At 34.7% G+C, this 21,279-nt stretch carries 22 protein-coding genes; 3 read left to right on the top strand and 19 right to left on the bottom strand.

Annotation, left to right across the window (positions count from 1 at the left end; translation table 11 throughout):
- The first annotated feature begins 89 nt into the window (after positions 1–89).
- Both HHU12_RS04510 and HHU12_RS04505 read left to right on the top strand, forming a co-directional pair.
- Positions 90–317 carry a hypothetical protein gene (locus HHU12_RS04510; protein ID WP_169655419.1) on the top strand — a complete coding sequence of 76 codons (228 nt, stop codon included), beginning with the start codon at positions 90–92 and terminating at the stop codon, positions 315–317.
- On the top strand, positions 292–621 hold the full coding sequence (locus HHU12_RS04505; RefSeq protein WP_169655417.1) for a hypothetical protein: 330 nt from the start codon (positions 292–294) through the stop codon (positions 619–621). The genes HHU12_RS04510 and HHU12_RS04505 overlap by 26 nt, the downstream gene beginning before the upstream one ends.
- Positions 622–652: 31 nt before the next feature.
- Here HHU12_RS04505 and HHU12_RS04500 read toward each other — a convergent pair whose 3' ends face one another.
- The 5 genes from HHU12_RS04500 to HHU12_RS04480 form a co-directional block, all read right to left on the bottom strand.
- A complete protein-coding gene (locus HHU12_RS04500) occupies positions 653–1,189 on the bottom strand; it encodes a hypothetical protein (protein ID WP_169655415.1) in 537 nt (178 codons plus the stop codon).
- Positions 1,179–1,637 carry a Panacea domain-containing protein gene (locus tag HHU12_RS04495; protein ID WP_169655413.1) on the bottom strand — a complete coding sequence of 153 codons (459 nt, stop codon included), beginning with the start codon at positions 1,635–1,637 and terminating at the stop codon, positions 1,179–1,181. Before HHU12_RS04495 ends, HHU12_RS04500 begins: the two co-directional genes overlap by 11 nt.
- 810 nt (positions 1,638–2,447) lie before the next feature.
- Positions 2,448–3,125, bottom strand: a complete 678-nt coding sequence (locus HHU12_RS04490) for a hypothetical protein (RefSeq protein ID WP_169655411.1) — start codon at positions 3,123–3,125, stop codon at positions 2,448–2,450.
- A gap of 4 nt (positions 3,126–3,129) precedes the next feature.
- Positions 3,130–6,768, bottom strand: a complete 3,639-nt coding sequence (locus HHU12_RS04485) for a CHC2 zinc finger domain-containing protein (protein WP_169655409.1) — start codon at positions 6,766–6,768, stop codon at positions 3,130–3,132.
- A complete protein-coding gene (locus HHU12_RS04480) occupies positions 6,768–7,412 on the bottom strand; it encodes a hypothetical protein (protein ID WP_169655407.1) in 645 nt (214 codons plus the stop codon). The genes HHU12_RS04485 and HHU12_RS04480 overlap by 1 nt, the downstream gene beginning before the upstream one ends.
- Before the next feature lie 142 nt (positions 7,413–7,554).
- Between HHU12_RS04480 and HHU12_RS04475 the strand changes: the two genes are divergently transcribed.
- On the top strand, positions 7,555–7,926 hold the full coding sequence (locus HHU12_RS04475; protein WP_169655405.1) for a helix-turn-helix domain-containing protein: 372 nt from the start codon (positions 7,555–7,557) through the stop codon (positions 7,924–7,926).
- Between the two features lie 28 nt (positions 7,927–7,954).
- On the opposite strand, the gene HHU12_RS04470 is transcribed toward HHU12_RS04475, so the two are convergent.
- Genes HHU12_RS04470 through HHU12_RS04405 form a run of 14 tightly spaced genes read right to left on the bottom strand, consistent with a single transcriptional unit; the run spans position 7,955 to position 21,266 of the window.
- The gene (locus HHU12_RS04470; protein WP_169655403.1) at positions 7,955–8,503 is read right to left on the bottom strand and encodes a hypothetical protein; all 549 of its coding nucleotides are present in this window, start codon (positions 8,501–8,503) and stop codon (positions 7,955–7,957) included.
- Positions 8,500–10,218 carry a hypothetical protein gene (locus HHU12_RS04465; protein WP_169655401.1) on the bottom strand — a complete coding sequence of 573 codons (1,719 nt, stop codon included), beginning with the start codon at positions 10,216–10,218 and terminating at the stop codon, positions 8,500–8,502. Before HHU12_RS04465 ends, HHU12_RS04470 begins: the two co-directional genes overlap by 4 nt.
- The gene (locus HHU12_RS04460; protein WP_169655399.1) at positions 10,205–11,215 is read right to left on the bottom strand and encodes a hypothetical protein; all 1,011 of its coding nucleotides are present in this window, start codon (positions 11,213–11,215) and stop codon (positions 10,205–10,207) included. Before HHU12_RS04460 ends, HHU12_RS04465 begins: the two co-directional genes overlap by 14 nt.
- On the bottom strand, positions 11,203–11,709 hold the full coding sequence (locus HHU12_RS04455) for a hypothetical protein (protein ID WP_169655397.1): 507 nt from the start codon (positions 11,707–11,709) through the stop codon (positions 11,203–11,205). The genes HHU12_RS04460 and HHU12_RS04455 overlap by 13 nt, the downstream gene beginning before the upstream one ends.
- The gene (locus tag HHU12_RS04450) at positions 11,687–12,466 is read right to left on the bottom strand and encodes a hypothetical protein (RefSeq protein ID WP_169655395.1); all 780 of its coding nucleotides are present in this window, start codon (positions 12,464–12,466) and stop codon (positions 11,687–11,689) included. The genes HHU12_RS04455 and HHU12_RS04450 overlap by 23 nt, the downstream gene beginning before the upstream one ends.
- Positions 12,466–13,362 (bottom strand): DUF6712 family protein, encoded by an 897-nt coding sequence (locus tag HHU12_RS04445; RefSeq protein ID WP_169655393.1) that lies wholly within the window; start codon positions 13,360–13,362, stop codon positions 12,466–12,468. The genes HHU12_RS04450 and HHU12_RS04445 overlap by 1 nt, the downstream gene beginning before the upstream one ends.
- The gene (locus HHU12_RS04440) at positions 13,337–14,713 is read right to left on the bottom strand and encodes a hypothetical protein (protein WP_169655391.1); all 1,377 of its coding nucleotides are present in this window, start codon (positions 14,711–14,713) and stop codon (positions 13,337–13,339) included. The genes HHU12_RS04445 and HHU12_RS04440 overlap by 26 nt, the downstream gene beginning before the upstream one ends.
- Positions 14,714–14,724: 11 nt before the next feature.
- Positions 14,725–15,045 carry a hypothetical protein gene (locus HHU12_RS04435; protein ID WP_169655390.1) on the bottom strand — a complete coding sequence of 107 codons (321 nt, stop codon included), beginning with the start codon at positions 15,043–15,045 and terminating at the stop codon, positions 14,725–14,727.
- A complete protein-coding gene (locus HHU12_RS04430) occupies positions 15,042–15,356 on the bottom strand; it encodes a hypothetical protein (RefSeq protein WP_169655388.1) in 315 nt (104 codons plus the stop codon). Before HHU12_RS04430 ends, HHU12_RS04435 begins: the two co-directional genes overlap by 4 nt.
- A gap of 2 nt (positions 15,357–15,358) precedes the next feature.
- Positions 15,359–18,238: a hypothetical protein gene (locus HHU12_RS04425; protein WP_169655387.1), complete on the bottom strand. Its 2,880-nt coding sequence runs from the start codon at positions 18,236–18,238 to the stop codon at positions 15,359–15,361.
- Positions 18,239–18,269: 31 nt separating this feature from the next.
- Positions 18,270–18,983: a hypothetical protein gene (locus HHU12_RS04420; protein WP_169655385.1), complete on the bottom strand. Its 714-nt coding sequence runs from the start codon at positions 18,981–18,983 to the stop codon at positions 18,270–18,272.
- A 2-nt stretch (positions 18,984–18,985) separates the two neighbouring features.
- Positions 18,986–19,393, bottom strand: coding sequence for a DUF5675 family protein (locus HHU12_RS04415; RefSeq protein WP_169655383.1), 408 nt, complete (start codon positions 19,391–19,393; stop codon positions 18,986–18,988).
- Positions 19,390–19,638: a hypothetical protein gene (locus tag HHU12_RS04410; protein ID WP_169655381.1), complete on the bottom strand. Its 249-nt coding sequence runs from the start codon at positions 19,636–19,638 to the stop codon at positions 19,390–19,392. The genes HHU12_RS04415 and HHU12_RS04410 overlap by 4 nt, the downstream gene beginning before the upstream one ends.
- 23 nt (positions 19,639–19,661) lie before the next feature.
- The gene (locus tag HHU12_RS04405; protein ID WP_169655379.1) at positions 19,662–21,266 is read right to left on the bottom strand and encodes a hypothetical protein; all 1,605 of its coding nucleotides are present in this window, start codon (positions 21,264–21,266) and stop codon (positions 19,662–19,664) included.
- Between the last annotated feature and the right edge of the window lie 13 nt (positions 21,267–21,279).

Raw genomic sequence — 21,279 nt, 5'->3', positions numbered from 1 at the left:
CATTATTTTGTATATGTGGTATTTTATTAGTATCTTTACTCCGGGGCAGTGCGGTTGTGCTAAAAAAAAAGCAAAACCCAATTTTCGTTATGAGAGCAACAATTTTCATTAAAAATACTGAAACAAACGAATTCCAATTCGTCAGCTCAGTAGCCGCCGTCGCACTTTACACTGGCATAAGCCTCAATACTCTTCAAACCTATTTCTCTCGAGATAAGAAAGATTTCGTTACGGTGGACCAATACGAAATCTACAAAGGTATGTCTTACTCAAAATCTGAATTAGAAGAACATGGCAAAATCAAGATCAATAAATAAAACGGTACAAGAAGCTGCAGATCATTTTAATACTTCTGTTCAGCAAATTGTAAACACTTGCATTCGTGCTAATATGGTTTTTATAAGTTACCCTGGAGAAGATGTGAAAAAGATTACTCTGGAACCTACAGACATAGGCACATTGCACAACAATTGGGTAATTGGCACTACAGATGATTGCTTTGAAAGATTTGTGATCACACCTGCAGGAATGGAGGTACTGCGTGTGGAGCTATTGAGGTATGAACAGTTTTATGATGAAAGCTATGAGAAGTTTATTAGTGGTTTGAGTGAGGGGGAGTGATATAAAAAAGGCTTTTAAAAAAAGCACCTTCTTATTTTTTTGAATAGGAAGGTGCTTTTTTATCAAATAAATATTTTAATACCAATAGATAAAAGCCAAAAATCGATGTAGTCATAGTACCAATGATAAACATAAATTCAGTTGAAGATAAACCAAAAGCCAATACAATAGCACTAGCCACACACGTAGATCCTTCTGGACATGGACTAGAAAGTAACACCTTACTTGTAATAAGACAGATAATAAAAACTCCCCAAACTGAGCTGAAAATAAAAGCTAATGTTGCATTTCTCTCTCTTAATTCTCTTTCAGATGTTTCATTGGCAGATCTAATTTTAAATTCATCAAACTCTAATTGTGATTTTCTTAGTTTTGAAAAAACATCAATATCGCTCTGATCACCTTTAAAAAGAGAGTGCATTGAACTGCCTTCAAAAAGTTTCTTCTCTTCAAGACTTTCTTTACTTGCTGTTTTAGTTGTCTGAATTTCTCCTCCAGTTGTGGAAGTTTGCCAGTACTCTACTGATTTTTTATGTTTCTCTTCTTCGCTTAGATCTTTATTTGACATTATTGCTTATTAGTTCACTGTAATACTCTTTTATAGTATCTGCTTCAATTGCTTTATCTCTAGTTCCATCCCATGTTTTATGCCAAGGCGTTCCTTCCTCATGTGTTCTTGAAGACAATTGAAGTCCATCAAAATTCTTATAAAACTTCCACATTGATGCTAAAAACTCTACCGTTTTAGAATCCACATTTGAAGTACTTATAGTTTGCATATAAAAAGGCTCAACTGGTTTTTTTCCAAACATCTTTATTGCATCATAAAGCTCAGGAATAACAGGTCCATATTTCCACGCCTCAATTCTCCCATGAAAGAGAGGCTTATCAAAAAAAGCATAATAATATCCATACGCAATATATGTAAGCTTTAAAAGCTTCATAGGTCTAATCAGCTTCTCCTCTTTATAGGCTAACTGAACAAAGACATTGGCGATATCGATACTGCTATACATAGTTGTAATTTTAAATAGTTTTGAAATCAATAGTTAGTGGATAGGTCTTTTTATAATATACGAAAAACTCATATTTCGAGTTCAATTGCTTGTTTGTTTTAGATGCAAATTATAGATAATTGACAATTTTTCAAAGGTAAGATTGAACTAACCCAATAAAACAGAAAAATCACACTCTTTTTTTTTACGAAAAAACTTTTGTTCTGGAGAGTATATATGAAAAATCTTTCCCAGTTTCCAAAAACGCCAAAAATAGAAACATAAAACACTGATAAAAAGATAATTAACACCTTGGGAAGTACTTTCCAAACACTTTCCAAACTTGGAAAGATGCCCCAAATCGGGGAAACTCATTTTCCACAAAAAAAGACGAGTTTCCCAAAAATAGGGGTGAGTTTCCAAGAATTTAGCCGAGTTTCCAAGAAAAGGGGGGTAGTTTCCAAGAGTTTCCCAGTATTTCCAAGCTTAAAATATAACTATACATATATTAATATTATATATATACTTATAAATCAATGATATATATATAATAAAATTGCACTACCTTCTATTTTCTTGGAAACTCAAAACATATATACCCCTCTGAGTGAAAAAAAGATGAAAAAAGATACTTATACCCGTTTTTACAAATATGTTCATATATTCATATATAAAGAAGACTAAAATTGTACTTTTCTAAGGCAAAAAAAGAAGGATACTATATGATAGCATCCTTCTAAAAGAAACGTACTTGACTAAAACCAATTAATAATATTTTTCATGAATCATCTTGATTTGATGATTAAACTCTTTCAAATAAACTGAACCTCTTTAATTCCCTCTTGCATGTACATAAAGCCTTACAATCTCTACAGCTGTACCATTTATATCTGTTTTGGTATCTTTAAAAGCATACCTCATACAGGCCACTGCTTTATTATGTGCTTTCCTGTTATAATAAGTTGTAAGCCTCTTTTGTCCGTACTGGTCAATAACTCCTTCGTACAGCACATCATAAGCCGAAATCAAAAACGCTAAACAAGTCTGGTACTTATACATTTCACCTTTTTGATAGCAAACATCATCATAGTTTGATTGATCAGAGAAAAACGGATCTATATCAAATCGTTTTACACATTTGTGTACATCTTTTAGAATTGCCTTGAATGATCTTGGGTCTACCTGCTCCAATAGGTCCAGGATGTATTTTACATCATCCTGTATAAAAGTCATATCATATTTAAGCTCCTTTGAGGCTTTTGAATCTTCAGGGTTTTTGAGTGCTGCTATCTCCAGCTGATCCAAATAATTAATCAGTTCATTGTGAGCTCTCCAAAATTTTGATTTTTTGTCACCTTCATTTGGATGATCAAATAATGCGACAAAACCAATCATTGGCAATTGGAATTGGAGAGCTGCTATTCCTCTTGCTTCATATTCTCTCAATCTTTGCTCAAAGCCTCCATCTAATTCTACTCTAACTTTGTCGTTTAAAAATGCAGTGGTCATCTTATTAGCCTTTTAAAATTTTTAAAATTGTATCATGTGATACTTTGATAGTTTCCTTTTTTTGATTAAGCTCAGCCCAATCATGTCTAACTTGACTGGCATAACCTTTATCAATCAATTGCTGAAGATATTTTTTTGCGTCAGCATCTGTACCTCCTTTTTTCAACTTGTAAGATTTCAGAAAGTGAGTAAGCTTGATCTTGTCTGTTTTGAAAAAATCATCCAATGGGTGAGCTGTACCTTCAATAGTCTTTTGCATCTCTTTTGTTTTTGATTTTGTGGTTTCTGTTTTCTTACTGTAAGAAGAAGTAGTTTGCTGATCTTTTGCGTAATCATTGACTTCCTGGTTTAATACATCAAGACCATCTTCAGCCAAAATACCGTAATCCATTACCAGTGCTGAAGTGTTGGTTTTATTGATTCTTGGGAAGTTGACCCCTTTGGATCTGTCACCTAATTTGTATTTTTCTTCCACTTTCTCTGTTTCAACCGCTGCTTTGTGCATGAGCAACATATCTTTGATGTCTGACTCATTGAAAGGTGACATACCTTGACGCTGTGAAGCCGATCGATACAAAGGCATGATTAAGCGTAATCTTAAGAACAATTTCATTCGGCCCGTTCCATCGTTTTCTTTCTCAATCTTGTAATGATTGCCATAAACCAAACCTGCAGCTGCAACCACTGAGAAAAAGGTAGCCACTTCATTGTTCGATTTTTTGATAGAAACCTTGTAACGGATATTTTCTATAGCATTTATATATACCTGTTCAACCGTAAATGGGTATTTTAGCAGATCACTAAAAAGAACAATAGGAGCCACTACAGATTCTGTATTCAGAATAATACGCTCGTCTGGAAAATAAGACATTCGTCCTTTGTCCAATTCTATTTTTAATCTTCTCTCCAGTTCAGCTCTTACTTTTTTTGCTGTTTCGGTATACTTCTTCTCCACTACCTTTCTGTACCTCAAAAGTTCTGCAGTAACTTGGGTGCAAAGTCCATTTTCTTCAAACCCCTTAAGAGTAGTAAAAGCCTCTTTATTATGTTCTACCGGCTCAAACTTTAGCGGTATACATCTATCATGCAAGCCCGGATCAAAATTCACAGAGTCTTGCCCTGATATAATGGTGCCATTACGATTTTTAGCATTGTTGCTTTTGTAGTTTTTCGTTGAACGGGTTTTTCTTTCTGAGCCTCCTGCAAAGGTTTTGAGAAGCTCCAACTTCCCTACTCTGTCTTTTTCTATATTACGGGAAAACTCATTGATCCAAATTATTGCATTCTGAAACTTATCAACATGTGATTCTATACCTCTTGTAGTATCGTTGTTGATATTCATTCCTTCTTCTTCACAGTGATTTGAACCCCACATTCTGGCAAGTGAACGGCCAGCTGTACTTTTTCCGGTTCCTGGAGGTCCGAAAAGAGACAAAAGAGGACAATAGCTATTATTGTGCTTGTAGATAATATCTCTGAAAAGAGACATCATATAATAACCAATCATCAGTTTTGCGTGCTCTCCATGAACTTTGTTGAGCAGTTCTGCCCATTTTTCAAAATTGATTTTGTTATTCATATTAAGAGTGAATAGTTTTTGAGCAGATCCATCCACATTATTTGCCAGTCCTTTCGTATCAGCAAAAGGCAAAAAGAAGTATTTCAAGATATTAACCTGGTTACTTTCTATAAGTGTGGTCAACTTATCTCCTAGATCATTTCTGGCTACTTCTGGAGATTCTATCAAATAGTCTTTCCCTGCTAAATCAATCACTGTATCATTTCCTACTTTCAAAAAGTCTTCTTCACTTTTCAAAGGAAACTTTACTTCTACTACACCAAATTCATTTGCCTTTAAAAGCTCATTGTTGTAAAGAATACCATTGCCCCAGATATAGAAATCATGCTCGATGTTATAGCCTATTTGTTGAGGTTCATCTGCTTTTTTTACACCTTTTCTCAACTTTAAATTAATCCTATTAAGATCCTCTTCTCTTCCTTCAAATAAAAATCTCCCGTAAAGTCTTGATACTTGTTTTCTAAACTCAGATGCTACAATTGTTTCATCTGTTGTAAATGCCTTGATTGTAGATCTTCCAAATGTATTTTGAAATTTGATCACATATAAAGGAATGTCATCAGTCACAACAAAATAGAGGTACTGCATCGTAAAAGCACAGATCCTTCTTTCACCTCTTTTCTCGTAAGTGTAGTAACAGTTGTCTTTCTCGTAAAAATCGAACTCAAAGAAATCGTCCATTGATTCCTTTCCTATGTTCTTAGGGAGTTCTACTTCTTTGGCTTTCTTAGGTAGTTTGTATTGATTGAATGGCTTCCATTGTCTGCAAAGATTCTCATAAGCACTTTGTCTGAATAAATCATCTGGAATATTCTCTATAATTTCGCCAGCCCATCTTATTACTTCCGTTTTTTCAACTGCCCCCAATGCTCCCTGAGCAGTACAGTAATTCAAAAGGTATTCATCAAGAAAGCTCATGCGTGAATTAATGAACTTGTCTACTTCATCTTTTCTTTTCACTTTCAAGTAGCCATCCGGATCTTGACCTTCCACTGGAGGTATAATTACCTCAACTCTTCTGAAACCTTCGTGCAGCAATCGAATGGCATGTGATTCCATCGACTCTACACCTTTCCCCTTTTTGCCTGCTTTCTTGGATATGTCATTATCTGCAATGATACAGACATTAAGAGTATGTTTTTTGAGCAAAGCAATCTGATCATCAGTGAAAGCGGTGCCACATGGAGCTACAGCATTAAAATACTCATGTTCTGCCAACCGCATTACATCAGTGGTGCCTTCTACTAGAATTGCATAGTCTAGTTTATTGATATGATCCTTTGCAATGTTGAGAGCGTAAAGATTCTTCCCCTTTTCCCAGACACTATCAGGACTATTGAAATATTTTTGAGGAACATGTTTTTTGTTCTTCTTTAGATCTTCCTCTTCACTTTTAAAGTAATACGCATCTGTACGCCCAGTAAAAGCAAGTACTTTACCCCAGCGGTCAAAAATTGGAAAAATTACTCTACCTCTGAAATAGTCATATTCTTCTTTTTCGTCATTTCTACCAATTAGACCTGCTTCAATAGCCAATTCTATACTGTATTGGTTTTTTCTGAGAGCTTCAAGTAATTTATTTCCATGAGGTGCATAACCAATTTTATATTGGTCCAATACCTCAAGGGTAAACTTTCTTACTTTTCTGAACTTATCAGGAAATTCCTGCAACTGAAAAAATGTAAGAGCAAAGTCCAATAAAGCTTGAATAGCTTCTTTCTTTTTGTAGGCTTCCTCACGCTTTTTTTTCTCTTCTGCAGAATAGATGTCACCTTGGATATACTGCAGTTGAATACCTTGGCTCTGACAAATGTCTTTGATTGCATCTGTAAAAGAGAAACCTTTTAATTGCTGTATAAAAGAAATACCATCGCCTGACTTCTCGGATGAAAAGCATTTGAATATGCCTCTGGATGGTGTGACAGAAAATGAAGCTGTCTTTTCTTCTGTAAAGGGAGATTTACCAAAGTAGTATTTCCCTTTTCTTTTTAAATCTACATGGCGGCCAACAATATCTTCAATAGGGATGTTTTTGACCGCTTCAATTGTTTCATTAGCGATCATTATTCAGTTACTTTTGATTCATTATTTAACTCATTGATTCTTTTCTTCTCCCTTTTGCTCTCGCATTCGGGTTTTGCCGTACTTTGTGAACCTGACCATGCCTTACTCTTGCATAATCCTCTACTTCCGGAAGGAGCTTCAGTTCTATAGAGATGGTCAGTACCAAAGTGATGATGATCATCAATAACATTTTGAAGCTTGGAAGAGTCCGTATTTCCTTCTTTATCTCTGTAATCTCCTGCTGTACCTCCTTGGCTCTCAATGCAATTCTCTCCATCTCTTCCTTGTCTCCCTTCTTCTTGTAAGTACTTTTCTGGAGTCTCAGGCGTTGTAGAAGATCCTCTAAAGCTACTAACCTTGTGATTGTCTCTTCCGGGGTTGATAGTTGTTGTTCTTGTCTCATTACATTTTCCATTGGTTTTCAAATAGCTCTGCATCAGATTATTAATCTCTATGATCAATTCATACTTATTACTATTGGCAATGAGCATTGTTTCTGCCAAATCAATCATTGATGTGATAAATTCACGCTTGAAATGCTGACTTACATCTTTCTTATCTAAACCGAACATTTGACTCACTATTGAATCAAGTTTACCCCAGTAATCTGGAGTTAAGTATATGGTTTTGCCTTCTTTCCTCATGTGATAGCCTACTTTTTTTGATTCTTTTTAATACATTTACATTACTATGATGCAATTCACATCATTATAATGTAATTCAAACGTACTAAAAAGAATCATAAGAATCAATTTGATTCATTAAATTTTAAAACTATTATCCCTCATGTTTAATAAAATCAACCATCAAGGCAAGCGACTCAGCCTTTACTTACATGACAGATCCATCTCACAACACGAAGCTGCAGACATCATTGGCGTGCATAGATCCTCTATTCAGAGGTATTTAAGTGCTGAAACATGGACAGAAAAACAAATGGATACAATTTGTCACGGCTTGGGAGTGGATAAAGAAATTTTCGAGATTGAAGAAAATACAGCTTCATCCTCAGAAGAGGCAGAATACTGGAGAAATAAGTATTATGACTCATTAGAAAAGCTCAACCAGCTGTATGAGAAAATTGATTCGAAAAACGATGAAAACAATGAGTTGAAAAAGAAGTTAGAAAAAATACTGAACTCAAGAAAAGATAAATGATTGAATAAGCCTCCTTTTTGGAGGCTTTTTATTTCTCGGCAATTTGTTGAAATGTCTTTGCTGTTTCCACTCCATAGCCATAAGAGAGCTTTGCAAATAAACTTGAAAGTGATCCGTAAAATTCCTCTGACCACCATGCTTTACGCTGGTGAGTTGAATTATCCATTTTGTGTTTGAATATCCCCAAAGCAATACGCTCTATCCTTTTGTCATCGGTCAGAAGTGCAGCACCTTCCGGATTATTTTTATAACCAGGAACATATTTAAAATTATCTGGACCAACTCTTTCAACCCACTCTTTCAGAACATCTAAAAAAGATTGTTGTGAGTTATGCCCTGAACCTCGGTAATTGATACGAGTCATATCTATATAACGGCCTGCATCCGCAAACTGAATACCAATCATATAACCTCCTTCACTGCTTTTCATATCAGTGATCAATGCTGAGTTTAAATTGATTATATCTTTTCGGCTTACTTCCACACCACTTTGAGCCAATGCTTGAGCCATCTTATAGATTGTATAGTCGGCCCAATCATTGGTGACATTTCTCTGATATTCTGCTATACCGCTCATCTTTCTTTTATTGTTGTAATTTCAAATGTTAGTAACTCCTGATTTAAAGTGCATTCAATTGGATAGAAAATATGTCCTTTGTGAATAAACTTTTGATCAATGACAAAAAGATTATAGTCTACAGCATTAAACCTTCCTTTGAATTTGTAACGTTCTTGCTCAATATATAATCTTGTGATATAAGATTTATAAAATTTATTGTATACTGACTCAGTATCTTCTTCATTCATTGATAATACTATACCTCCTAATCGAGTATAAAAACGTGTATATGGTGTTGAATCTAAAAACTTTGCAGCAAATCCTATTTTCCCTTTTTCAAAAACTGTAAAAGTTTTTGATTGAACTGTCTCAAACTTGATTTCAATAGACTCAACTTCGTAGTAAACACCAGATGGTTTTATTATAGCTGAATTGGTTTGGTTTTTAAATGAAAGGTTGAATTCAGACTTAATTTTTTCTAAAAAGAAACTATTGTTATTTGAAGAAATACAACTATCTAAGTTAATGACATCAGTATTTCTACTCATTTCATTTTCTCTATGAGTAAAAATTAAATCATTCCCATTAATGTAAAATTGAAAGTTGAAAATACTTGCATAGTTTTTTAAGAAATCACCTACTGTATTTTCTTCAATCATATCTACCAGATCAAACTTTAATGTCTGTGTTATATCATCGCCCCAAAACATTAAATCCTTTACTCCTTCGTTATAAATATCACCTTGCAAATTATACCCTAATGCCTCTGCAAATAGTTTTATTACCGCTGTGAAATATAAACCAGGAACAACTCTATCAATATCTCCTCCTAATAGTTTCACATTGACATTATCACCTAGTGCAGCATCATCTAAATGCTCTTCTGTTTTACCAACTGGCAAACAGAATATATCTTCCATATCAGTTACATAGTAATTTTCAATAGGTGGTGAAGAAGCATCTAATGTCTCTATAAATGGTCTATAAAATAATGTTGAATGTTCTAGCTCTCTCTGCTCAGTGATTGGAAGATAATTTCTTTCGTGAAAAATTTCTTTGATTGAAAGGTCTGTGATTTCAAACCCAAAATTTGAATCGTTTATTTTTATACATATAGCTCCTATTTCAAGGTTCTCTAATTGGCCATTGACGATATTGACAAAATTTTCTACAGTGATATATGAGTTTTGAGCAGATTCTTGTATTGAGAACATAACTTTTGCTGCGGTCTCAATGGGCTCACTATCTCCTTTCCATGTTTTAAAATAGAATACAAACTCCCTTACTCTTGTACCAAAATCTAAAGTGGTTACATCATAATAGTTTTTCATGATATAATACTTATTCTCATCATTTGGATCCAAATCAAATGAAGGTAAATCTAAATCTGATATGCTTTTTTTTAGTTGCACAGAAATAGATCCTAGTCCAAGAAAAAGTGTACAATCAAAAATACCGTTATCATACTTTACTTTTAATTCTCCTTCTTCTGTCTTATTGTTTGAGGTTAGTCTCGCTTTCAGCCTTTCAGGTTTATTGTAATTATCGATAATATGAAAAAATGAAAAGAGCCTTTTATTTTTTTTTGTAAAAGGCAAGCTGAAAGGAAGTGTCCTGGTAGTATCAATTGTTGACAAAGACAAAAATGAAGATTGCAATTTAATCGTTATGCTATCACTATTAATGTCTAATGCTTCGTATTGTCCATTATAAAGTATTTCAAGTTTGTACATCGTCTGAATATTTAAAGGTAAAAACACCTGGAGTATATTGCTGTTCCGACTTTACTGAATCTACATCAATAATAACTTTTTTCCATTCATTATTGATGTAGGTATAAACAGCTTCTGACTCAAGGAACCCTTGAACTACTTCCCAGTTTACACCATATCCTGTAGAAATGGTTCTGTATTTTTTTGTGTGAGAATTAAAAACTTCAATTAACTGGTTATACTCAACATCAATTACCGCTTTCTCTTTTGTTGTTTTCAACTCATCTTGATATTCCCCCCAACAAACTAAATTTGAGAAACCTCCAAATTTATTCAGGAAACAAAAAGTTTGCTGAAATTCAGTCTTTAAAAATACAGTAACTGAATTGTGAATTGTTGATAACTCAAACTTCTCTGCTGAATTATTTGGATCTGACAAGCCTAATTCATTAAACCCACATTGGAAATTATAGATCTCATTAGCTTCACTCGACACTGTAAATAGTGTTTTTGTTGAAGTACTTCCATCGCTATAGTATACTTTTGCAGTTAATGTAATATCAGCACTTTGCGTTTTTTTAAAGGAAAGACATAAAGGTGTAGACTTACTCGCTATCGTTGTGTAGTTGTCTGGCTCTAACAAACCTTGAATATCTGTGTCTTTGACAGAATTCTCTCTATCTCCTCCATTAACGACAAAGAAGAAAGTTTGAGGGTGATTTACATTACCATAGAAGGGTTGAACCGGCATCACTAATGCCGTAGGGGATAATTCATATTGAGAAGCTGGAGGTGTAGGTGATTCAACAAATGAAGCTCCAATTTCAGGAATAAAAAATTGCATAGCTCCTATCCCTTTTTTCTGGAAAACAATTCCATCGTTATAATTAGGTGTATCCCAATTCTCCTTATCAGGGTCTATTCTGAATCCCTTTTCCTCATCTTGATCTGTATCGATCGTGATAGTTCCTTCACGACTTTTAGTCAGTATCGTATAATCCTTTGTTACTGTTGCCATAATGATTCATCATAAGGAATTACATCATTGATTTTTAAGTCTACCCCAAAGCTCCAGCCATGAAATTTTTTAGTGGTTATTGGATTGGAAGGGTTTGGTCCCTTTGTTCTCCAGTCCGTCCAAGCTTCCATGCCAAACGGATAGGTTTCAGAATAATTGCAATCATAATAAAACTTTGTATACACAGCTTTAATGATAGGTTCTATTTTGGAAAGACATTGTATTTTTTTATCTGCCTCTTTCACCCTTGGAGAAGTAGATGGAATGTCATAGATCGTTACAAGTAAACTCAACTCTTCCCAACTGGCTTCAGCTTCATTTACTGGTGTAGAATCTCTGAAAGGAAATGAAACAAATAATACTGGAGCTTCTGTAGGTTGGAGTTTATCAGCTATAGCAATCAGATCGTCAATGTCACCAACAACTACTTTTTCTATGTCTGGATGCGTCAGGTACGTATCCCAATATGATTTAAACGCTTCTAGTGTTATCATGAGCTTTTCGCATTTTATTGTCTTCTCTAATTATTTCCTGGAGTGTTTTTAAAACTGTATGAACATTTTCCTGCTGTACGTCATCTATTGTTCCCAAACTTCCATCTTTCGCCAAAATACGAGTTGCTGAAAACCAAGGGTCTTCCTCCGGTTCTGCAGTACTATTATTTCCGGAACCTTTAAATACAGTTGCATAAAGCTTATTGACGAACGCATTTTTCATGGACATAAAAAACATAATGGCAATATCTACTTGATACTGTCTCCATGTAAGCTCTATTTTTTTAGCTCTCACACTAATGTCTTTTGAATCAAAACGCTTTCCTTTTTCAATCCATAATGTTGCTATTAGCTTATAAAGCTCTTCTGTGTTTTTTGTCCTGGTAAATTCATTAGCAAATGAATCCGCATATACATATTGAAGAAAAGAAACATCTCTCAAGACACCTTCAGGACCAATATAATTTCTTACTTTTTTAAGCTGTTGAGTATATAAATAAGGCTCATCTGTGATCCAGTTCAGTTGCTTGGTGAGCAGATTTAGAAGCTCTGCAGGAATAAAAGCAAACTGCACATTTTTTAATTCGAACAGGTACCGGATAGCCTCAAGTTTACATCGTACTGCAGGAAATTTGTGACGAAGCTTGACAAGTTTCACCAACTGATTGTATGTACAATCGTCATAACTCTGAGGAATCTTTTTCTGAATATTATATTCCTTCCCGTCTACCTTATATATGATCTTAATGTCTTTCATTAAAATGTCAAAAATTGAGAGTCGTGCTCCCCATTATTCCCTATCAATCGATTATATTCCTCTTTATGATTTGGATAATCAGGATATAGTTCTGGATCACTTTTAAACGTATCAGTCACTGCAATCATAGCTTCTTTTGCCACTTGCTTACATTGCAGTACTACGGCCTCCATTTCCTCTCCTTGCATATTGAGATAGTGAGCAAATGCATGATTTGCTGTAGCGACTTTGATCTGTTCTACGATGTACTGATATTTCTCCTCTACATTTTTGGCTATGACTTGGTCTTTGAGTGTTACTATGAGTTCGGTACCCAATTCTGAGCGTAATAATGTAGTTTCTGCTTGAGCTAAGTAAGCTCTCAGTTTCATATAATACACTCTTGTTTTTACTTCAGAAATAATCTTTTTGAACTCCAGTACTGAAGAAACAAACAGCTCATTTCTGATAGTATAAGAGTCAGACATTACCCAAGTATCAAAGTCACTCTTATTCTCTTCAAGAAATACAAATACTTTCTCCAGAAATGTAAAAGCCCCCTGGTAATATTCTTTCTCCAGCTTTTCAATTTTCTTGTCTGAAGCTGGAGCTGTATTCTCAGATTTCACAACTACAACTCCTGCTCCACTTACTTGTACAGAATGTTTTGTGATAAAACACATCATGGTATAATCGCCAAGAGCTGTACAAATAAGGTCTATCAGTTCCTGTTCCTTATCGCTTGGAGTAACAAGAGCAGTGAGTTCATTGTATAATTCATTACCAATTCCAAAAATGGAATCAAGCAGAAACTCATGAGTTGCTTTTTTTACAAATCGCTCTAAAGTGTCAAAGTGTATTTCAGCATTGACATCGATATAATCCAGGTAATTATCCTTGTTGAGTAGCAGTTGCATCTTGATTTACGGTTGGGTTAGACTCTTTTACTCCTGTTTTACTTTGATCTGTAGTAGTCAGCTCAAAGCTGGCAAAATCAACAAATACATTTTTTAATTCCGGAAAGTTGTATTTCAAGGCCCAGTTGATAGGTGCCAGCAATAGCTTTCTTGAAATTTTTGTCTTTGTTTTACCTGTGACATTGTAAGATTCTCTTACAGCGGAACCAGTGTCACCACCTAATTTACCAGCAACTATGAGGTCAGCAAGCCCCGGATTAGTGTTTGTGGCCATTGCCAATATTGCAGTGATTTGGTCAATAGATTTTGAATAAGCATCATCATTGAGGTTACTATCAATTTTGTCAATGATAATTCCTGATAAAGGTTGCTTAGTACTTTGATCGTAAACAAATTCACTCCAAAAAGCCTTTCCTGCATTTTCGGGCTTTGTCAAATTCTCATGAATCTGTTTTACAAAATCTCTTTTCTTTTTCTTCAACTCCTCCTCATCTGTTTGGTGCCCAAACTTATCTTTGAAAAAGTTTTTCCAAACCTTTATATGATATTTGATGTTCAGCGAATTCTTCAGGTTCTTTTCCTTAAAGGTGAAAATCTCATAAGAAATATTTAAGGCTTTCAACGTTTCTTCAGACCACCAAACCGGCAACCCATAATAACGTTTCCCTGCTTTTTTTCGCTTGATATGAATGATCCCTCTCTTCTCTTTTTCTGCAGCTTCTTTATTGGTAATAAGGTTCGGAACCTCTATTCTTTCCACAGCTGGTACTTCTTCACTAATGTTAATTGTGTCAGAGGTAACATACTGTGAAAAATGAGGATCTACTACAACGTACTTTGATAAACCTTGATTATCAAAAGGTGACACTCTACACTCCGTTACTTCATTGTGCTTGAAGAGGTATATTTTACCTCCCTTATTCCACAGTAACTGTATGAAGCCATTGCCAGTAGCAAAATAATCCGGAAGTACTTCTATCAATGCTTCTTCTGCTCTGCTATCCTCAAGCCACTCTTCTACCTCTGCATCTTCAAACTCTACAATTTTCCGTTTACCGTTCACTGTAGTTTTTTGATACAAACGTAAACCATCGCCAAAAAGAACGCCTTCCCAAAATTCACTCAAACCCGGCATAATAGATGATCTTTCCACCATTGCTATCATCTGATTTGGGAGGTCATCACCATCCCCAAATTTCACATGGCTTGGAACATTCACTTTCTTTTTCGCACTTGGCTTATTGCCCTGAGTGTTTACTCTAGGTTTCTTTGTAGTTAGACTCTTTTTCTGCTCTGGTGTAAGTGATTGAGTGCCTACACTGCCAAAATCTATATCGTTCAACTCATCCATATATAACTAAATTATATAAACGTTTCTATGTCATCAATCGCAACTATTGTCCAATCTCTTACAGTGATTACTCCTTTAGGAAAATGGGGGCTTTCAATTACCCTGATATTCAAATTGTGTGACTTTGGGTCATAAACCTGTTTTGGCTTATTCCCACTCATTACCTTCTCTGCTTTTTCAGCTGAAAGCCTGTTCATCACTGCTCTATTCACCTTCAGTACTTGCCCTTTCCTTTTTCCTGATATTGGTATAAAAGAAAAGGAAAACTCTTTTGGCTCCACTTGAGCATCGGGTACTTGAAGGTGCTTTAGGGCTTGCTGGAGGTTGATCATAATGCTTCGATTTGGTTTTCAATATCTGCTTCAATCAAAGCAAAATCATTTTGAATGCATTGATTGATGATCGTTTGATCTAACAGATCTGAAGTGATTGTCTCTTTTGTTCCATCTTCGAAATAGACATTCATTGTGATTCTATTTTTCTCTTTTACTATGCCGTATGACTTCACATCTTTGTCAATGGTTAATACTTGAGCTCTTGATAAACACTCTTTGATACAAGTGATTTCTTTTGCTTTTTTTATGCGTTCTATTTCTGAGTTTATAGTAGCTTCTGAAGAGATTATTTCTTCTAATTTATTCATGATCATATTGTTATTTCAGGTTCTTCATCGGTGAAATTAGTAGTACCTTTTTCACGCCAAATTTTTGTAATTAAAACACCATCTATTGTTGTATTAAGCGACCTAGTTGTATATTTCCAAAACTCTCTACCACTCGGATCTCTTCGAACATAGTTTAAAACAGTCCAAGGAGCGAAACCAAGGTTTGAGGGATCAACTGTGTCGTTAGGCACAAAATATACCGCCCAATTTTTAGCTGTCAAACTACTGAAATCAGTGTTATATGGCTGAAAACTTGAAGCAGGTTGTCTAACACCTATCCAACCGTCGCTACCATCCCACACATATAACTTCTTAATAATTTGAGAGGTATTCTGCGATGCGTCATTAATTACATTCTGTATAAAATCAACATGTGTGTTCATACTATATGCACCTGTATTGATACTAGAAAAATATGCATATTCAATATTAGGATGTTTTAAAAATTCAATATTATGCTCATATAGATTACTCACTTCTTTTAGTCTTATGTTTTTTAGAGTTGTAGGTAAATTGAAACCATAGTTAACCCCCAAGCTTCTTTTATATGTGATATGCATATATTCTAATATTGAATTTTGAATATTTACATTACCGTTATCAGTACTACTCAGTTCAAGTCTTAATGATGAAGCTAAATTATCTGCATTCTTAGGGAATAATTTAAGTGAGGATAGATTAACATTCGGCTGTACAACTAAATTCGCATCAATTTCTTCAAGTGAAGGTTGATCTGCTGTAATAGTCAATCCAGAAGAAAACTTACCTCTATTAATAGTAAAATTACTATGTGTCAGATATTTTAAACTATTATAAGTCGTACCCAATGTCATAGGTTTACCAGATGCCCACATTAATGCATTTTGCACTCTTTCGATATTAACAGGCAAATGATTTTGTAAAAAATTAATATCTCCACCCGAAAAATATAATTTATTAAAATTGTTACCGCTAAAGTCGGGTAATGTTGGCAGTACAATGTTGGTGGGTTTATAATATAAATAAACTGCATCTGAATTAAGTTGTAATAGTTTATCAGATTGCATTCTACTAGATAAATAGACAGTAGTTGTTCCAGAAGAAGCATTAATAAGATATTGAACTATTTTTAGATTTTTTACAGGTATATTTGAAACACCAAATTGCACCCACGTTACTGTATTTAAAATGTCATAATCTTTAACTAGCAGTCTAATCTTATTTGAAGATATAGCAGTAGATTTATTGTCATTACTATATCTAATTATTTGATCAGAATCATTGATAAAATAAGGATATGGCACTCTACCGAATGCTCTATAATAATTTGATTTGTTATCGTTGTAATCGTCATCATTTTCAATTTCAGCATAAGGCAATAATATTGATATTCCCGAATCTTCGTAAAGTTGAATGCAGTTGTTAAAATTAGTATCGTTAAACTCTTCAAAGAAGTCAAACTTTTCAATTGTCATTCCTCCACTTACAGTTGTTACTTCTTGTAAAATTTGAGAAGAAATAACTTGATTGAAATTTAATTCAATTGTTATAGATGATTCTTGTAATAGTTGCTGGGGTATAAATTTTTCTATAGAACAACTATTCATTAATATTATACTCAATCCCAAAAGATCATTGGTAGTATTAGCGTACCAACATTCTAATAAATCATTAGTCTTTATTTCAAATTCAACAACCTCCCCACCACTATTCACATTAGAAACAATATCACCATTCACTCTATACATCAACTGCCCATCTCCAGTAATTACCCCACCAGGAGAAATAAAACCACTTGCTCCAATTGTAGCGGTTAATAGTTTGTTACTAACAACATTAATACTCCACCCAATTGATTGAAGGTACACATAGTCATCATAATAAATAGAACCAACTTCAATGAAAGCAGGGTCTTCAATTGTGCCTACCTTCAAACTTCTATTCACTACTGATTGAGTATCTGAGACTCTTCTAATTTCAGCCAATAAAGCTCCAAATTGAGCACCTGTAAAAAATGAGTTTGTGACATCAATTGTATCCCCTTCTAACTTAAATGAATTATCTGCAAACACTACAGAGTCTTGCCCATTTCCGACCCAATTGAATGTCTTTAAGTTTGTGAATGTACTGAAGTCATAATCACCAAAATGGATATTATTATTTGCAGTAAGAGCTGTAATACTACTTAATCCTAGGCCATTTGAATTGTAAAGATAGATGGTGTCGGTATCAGCTTCGTTGCGAACCCAATTGAGGGTGCTTGTGTTAGATATTTCTTCTCCTGTTGCTGTTGTAAAGTACCATCCACTGCCTCCCGTAACTGAGATATTGACATTTCCGATTTTTTGAGTTTTGAAGACGAATAAGGGTACTGGAAATTCTTTGTCACCATAGGTAAATGCTTCATATTCATTATACGCTTCTAGTTGAAATGAGTAGTTGTTTTTATCTGTACCTTGACGGCCAGTAGATGAGCTTATTTTTTTGATTCTTGCAGGGCGTTCCATTGTGCCAATGATTCTGCTAACGCCATTCTGATCTTTTCCAATGGCAATAAATCTGTTGTTCTGTAGTAATGGAATATCAGTAATAAGTGTTGATGATTTGGGTACTTCAAACTGGAGACTGTTTCTGAAGACTTTTCCTCCTTCAGGACCTACAAGCTCACATTGTACTTCGCCTGAGTGTTTTGTGGTATACCAACGTGCTAATCTTTTCCCCTCTTTGGGAATGATAGCAAATTCAATATGTCCATCAATCACTTGTGGGAAAAACTCTATATCATCAATAAGGATAATACGGATTGATTTTGTCAAACCACCAATGTTACCTTCTTGTACCAGGTTTAAATCTGATTTTGATATGTCTCTCATCTCGCTCATACTCAAAAATATTTAGTGCAATTGCGTTTTTTTAGGACGGAATTTTAAGCATCATTTCAAGCTCTTCTTTTTCTCTGAGCATTTTTTCGTATTCTTCAGCTGCTTTAAGAAAACGTGGGTGCTCCTCTCCCCACTTTGCAGAAATAGCTTCCAGACTCGCTTTTTTTCTTGTGCATCTTGGGCGTACTCTGTTTACTAATTTCTTCTGGAGTTCTAATAAGTTTTCACCTGAGCTTTCTTTTTTCTTTTCTAATGGGCTCTTATGATCTATAAAATGACCATGTATTTCATAGTAATCTACTTGCTTCCATAGCTTAGTATTTTCTTCATACAAGGCTAAAATCCTATCAACCTGTTCAGCTCTTTTTTCATCGTTAGCACATTGAAGTAAACTGTTTCTTAATCTCTGCAGTTCATGGTATCGTTCATCTTTATAAGCAATTACTTCTTGTAATTCTTTTGGCTTATCTGTTTTAGGAGTAGGAAGAGGTATTTTTTTAAATGACTGTACAGCTTGTTTTTGTTTAGCTTGAGTCACCTTTAGAATTTTACCAGATACTGTTTCTATATCCTTTACAGCTTTTGAAAGTTGCTGTAATTCCTTTAGAAGAAATGCTCTTCCGGAAAGAGCTGTTTTCCCTCTAAAAAAGTCCAGCTGTTGGGGAGCGTATTTTTGCAAAAGGGCTAACCCCTCGTCGTAACGGGGGTAGCCTTTGTTGAGATACTTCTGTATTTCCTTATTCATTTTTAAATGATTTGGAGTAAAAATGTTTCACGGTCTAAATGACCATTGAACTTTTCAAAAGTGGGAACACTGCTTGTTACATCCAACTCTCCATCTCTATTGAGATCTTTAAAACTTTTTCCCATCAGAATACACCCTTCCGTATTGTGATTGAAGTTACCTTCATGAAAAAGAATGTGACTTCTGTTAGGTACATTTTTCACTTCGTAGTGATTTGGATAGTTTTTAGAAGAATAAGGTTTACACAGATAAGTACCTCTTGGAATACAAGAAATTGACCTTGCGTTGTTTTTATCAGGCAATTCCAATGTTTTCGCCTCCATCAGTTTTTCTTTACCATCAAAAACCGATAAATGACCAATGGTTTGTTTGCCTGAGTCTTCAAGACGTACAATAATTACTTTCTTCATTTTTTACGTCTTTCAGTTACCTGCCCTTTTTCATTGTAGATAAGAGTATCACCTTTTGCGATCACTACAGTATCTGCAGTAACCTTATCAGGAATTACTCTATCGATAACATTGCCTCCCAAATCAATGTCTAACTGATTAAAGCCTACTACACCGGCAATAATCGAAAAGCCAACAAGGAATGTTGCCTTATTTCTTACAAAGAAGTTTTTGAAACGCTTAAATCCGGAACCTTTTGTTTTCATGATTAAATTGATTTGATGAAAAATTATGTCATACCAAACTCCAACTCACCTAAGCCATCATCATTGATGATATTGCCAAAGAATTGCCATAGTGCATAATCAAATACATCTGAATAGTGAGTTGCGTGTACTGGTTTGATTTCTTCAGAAGTTTCAGAGCTCTTATCTTTTTCTATTCCTCCAGTAGTAATTTTTGTTGGAGCATTTTTAATGGAGATAATGAAGTTTTTACAGTTGTTGGCGTTGATTTCAATAATAGGAAGCCTTGGATCTTTACCAGATAGCATTTTATTGATTTTCAAGAATCGTTCAGTATGAGGTATGTTGTGCTCTGGAGCCAAAAGCTCAAAAGTCCAACCTGCTTTCTGTAATTCATCCATCACTTCCTGGTAATAGGAAATGATAGATCCTTTGCGTTTGAAATTACCATTTCTATCACCCCATATTTTCATGTGCTGAGTAGGAAAAAAAGTATAATAATCAGTGATAAGCTGTATTAAATCACTTAATTCTTTACCTTCTTCTACAGCAAATTCCTTTACAAAACGTACAGTATTCAGTGATTTCAATTCTTGAAAAATTACTGCAGAATAAATATTAGCATTGAAATCTAATGAGATTTGTAAAGGAATAGTATTCACAATATCACCATCCACTCTGCAGTCATTGACTAATAAATCAACATCACCTCCAACTCTGTCAAAATGATAATAATCGTATGAATCAATATAAACATGCCTCTTATCGTTGAATTTGGGATAAAAAAGATTAGAGGTTTTCTTTTTGCGAACATTCATGATTTCGATGTCAAAAGCATCTTTCTGCATGATTGATCTTTGCTTCTCTATCCAATTTTCGCCAAGTATGTAAAGATTATCAAGAGCATTGGCCTCTAAATAAAGGGTGGATCTTTTTGAGGTGTTCTGTCTGAGTTTTTGAAGTATTCGCTTTGCTGTTTTGCTTTGAAACGATTTTTCTTTTTTAATCTTTTTCCACTCTTGATATAAAGTTGCTCCAAGAATGGCTTCCTCCTCTTCTTTTTGCTTTTCTTCAGCTTCAAAAAGCCAGTCACCATGAGCGGTCCAAGGCATTGATGATGCAAAGAATAAAGATTCATGTCTAGGATTTGATCTGAAACTTGGATCAGTTGGACGCATCGCTGGTATAAGTTCCTGATCCAAACGTGATTTAGGGAATAAAGCAGCTTCAATAATAATACCCCAGTCAAATGAGGCACCACGGGAACCAGTGTCTTTTCTATCAAAGCTGATAAGTGAAATAATACTTCCATTGAACCACCAGATTACATTGTCTAATTTTGAGGGCATGTGGTATGCCTTTGGCCAATTCTTTCGCCACTGAGCAGGTGGCTTTTTACCTATGAAATAGTGTATATCTTCATGATACCCCATGCGTGCCCACTGAGCTTTGATTGGGGGTAATTCAAGCGTGAAAATCTGCATATAAGTGGCTCCTGCAATGAAACCACGAGAACGGGGCATAGAGAAAATATTATTCTCTGCTTCGTCTGCTTCTGTTGTTGTTTTTCCTGTACCACGGCCTGCTATAAATGTTTTGAATTTTCGATTACAAAACTTTATTGCCAATTGAGGCTTGTTGTAGTACATTTTTAGATATTTT

It is taken from the genome of Flammeovirga aprica JL-4 (assembly GCF_012844305.1).
Lineage (GTDB): Bacteria > Bacteroidota > Bacteroidia > Cytophagales > Flammeovirgaceae > Flammeovirga > Flammeovirga aprica.
The sequence above is the reverse complement of the archived record's forward strand: the minus strand, read 5'-3'. Positions and strand labels throughout refer to the sequence as shown.

Excerpts from the sequence above, each read along its gene's own strand:
- HHU12_RS04470 (WP_169655403.1), bottom strand. The coding sequence starts at position 8,503 with ATGAGCGGTATAGCAGAATATCAGAGAAATGTCACCAATGATTGGGCC.
- HHU12_RS04445 (WP_169655393.1), bottom strand. The coding sequence starts at position 13,362 with ATGCAACTGCTACTCAACAAGGATAATTACCTGGATTATATCGATGTC.
- HHU12_RS04450 (WP_169655395.1), bottom strand. The coding sequence starts at position 12,466 with ATGAAAGACATTAAGATCATATATAAGGTAGACGGGAAGGAATATAAT.
- HHU12_RS04425 (WP_169655387.1), bottom strand. The coding sequence starts at position 18,238 with ATGAGCGAGATGAGAGACATATCAAAATCAGATTTAAACCTGGTACAA.
- HHU12_RS04435 (WP_169655390.1), bottom strand. The coding sequence starts at position 15,045 with ATGATCAACCTCCAGCAAGCCCTAAAGCACCTTCAAGTACCCGATGCT.
- HHU12_RS04475 (WP_169655405.1), top strand. The coding sequence starts at position 7,555 with ATGTTTAATAAAATCAACCATCAAGGCAAGCGACTCAGCCTTTACTTA.
- HHU12_RS04405 (WP_169655379.1), bottom strand. The coding sequence starts at position 21,266 with ATGTACTACAACAAGCCTCAATTGGCAATAAAGTTTTGTAATCGAAAA.
- HHU12_RS04415 (WP_169655383.1), bottom strand. The coding sequence starts at position 19,393 with ATGAAGAAAGTAATTATTGTACGTCTTGAAGACTCAGGCAAACAAACC.
- HHU12_RS04440 (WP_169655391.1), bottom strand. The coding sequence starts at position 14,713 with ATGGATGAGTTGAACGATATAGATTTTGGCAGTGTAGGCACTCAATCA.
- HHU12_RS04420 (WP_169655385.1), bottom strand. The coding sequence starts at position 18,983 with ATGAATAAGGAAATACAGAAGTATCTCAACAAAGGCTACCCCCGTTAC.
- HHU12_RS04410 (WP_169655381.1), bottom strand. The coding sequence starts at position 19,638 with ATGAAAACAAAAGGTTCCGGATTTAAGCGTTTCAAAAACTTCTTTGTA.
- HHU12_RS04485 (WP_169655409.1), bottom strand. The coding sequence starts at position 6,768 with ATGATCGCTAATGAAACAATTGAAGCGGTCAAAAACATCCCTATTGAA.
- HHU12_RS04480 (WP_169655407.1), bottom strand. The coding sequence starts at position 7,412 with ATGAGGAAAGAAGGCAAAACCATATACTTAACTCCAGATTACTGGGGT.
- HHU12_RS04455 (WP_169655397.1), bottom strand. The coding sequence starts at position 11,709 with ATGATAACACTAGAAGCGTTTAAATCATATTGGGATACGTACCTGACG.
- HHU12_RS04495 (WP_169655413.1), bottom strand. The coding sequence starts at position 1,637 with ATGTATAGCAGTATCGATATCGCCAATGTCTTTGTTCAGTTAGCCTAT.
- HHU12_RS04460 (WP_169655399.1), bottom strand. The coding sequence starts at position 11,215 with ATGGCAACAGTAACAAAGGATTATACGATACTGACTAAAAGTCGTGAA.
- HHU12_RS04430 (WP_169655388.1), bottom strand. The coding sequence starts at position 15,356 with ATGAATAAATTAGAAGAAATAATCTCTTCAGAAGCTACTATAAACTCA.
- HHU12_RS04465 (WP_169655401.1), bottom strand. The coding sequence starts at position 10,218 with ATGTACAAACTTGAAATACTTTATAATGGACAATACGAAGCATTAGAC.
- HHU12_RS04500 (WP_169655415.1), bottom strand. The coding sequence starts at position 1,189 with ATGTCAAATAAAGATCTAAGCGAAGAAGAGAAACATAAAAAATCAGTA.
- HHU12_RS04505 (WP_169655417.1), top strand. The coding sequence starts at position 292 with ATGGCAAAATCAAGATCAATAAATAAAACGGTACAAGAAGCTGCAGAT.
- HHU12_RS04490 (WP_169655411.1), bottom strand. The coding sequence starts at position 3,125 with ATGACCACTGCATTTTTAAACGACAAAGTTAGAGTAGAATTAGATGGA.
- HHU12_RS04510 (WP_169655419.1), top strand. The coding sequence starts at position 90 with ATGAGAGCAACAATTTTCATTAAAAATACTGAAACAAACGAATTCCAA.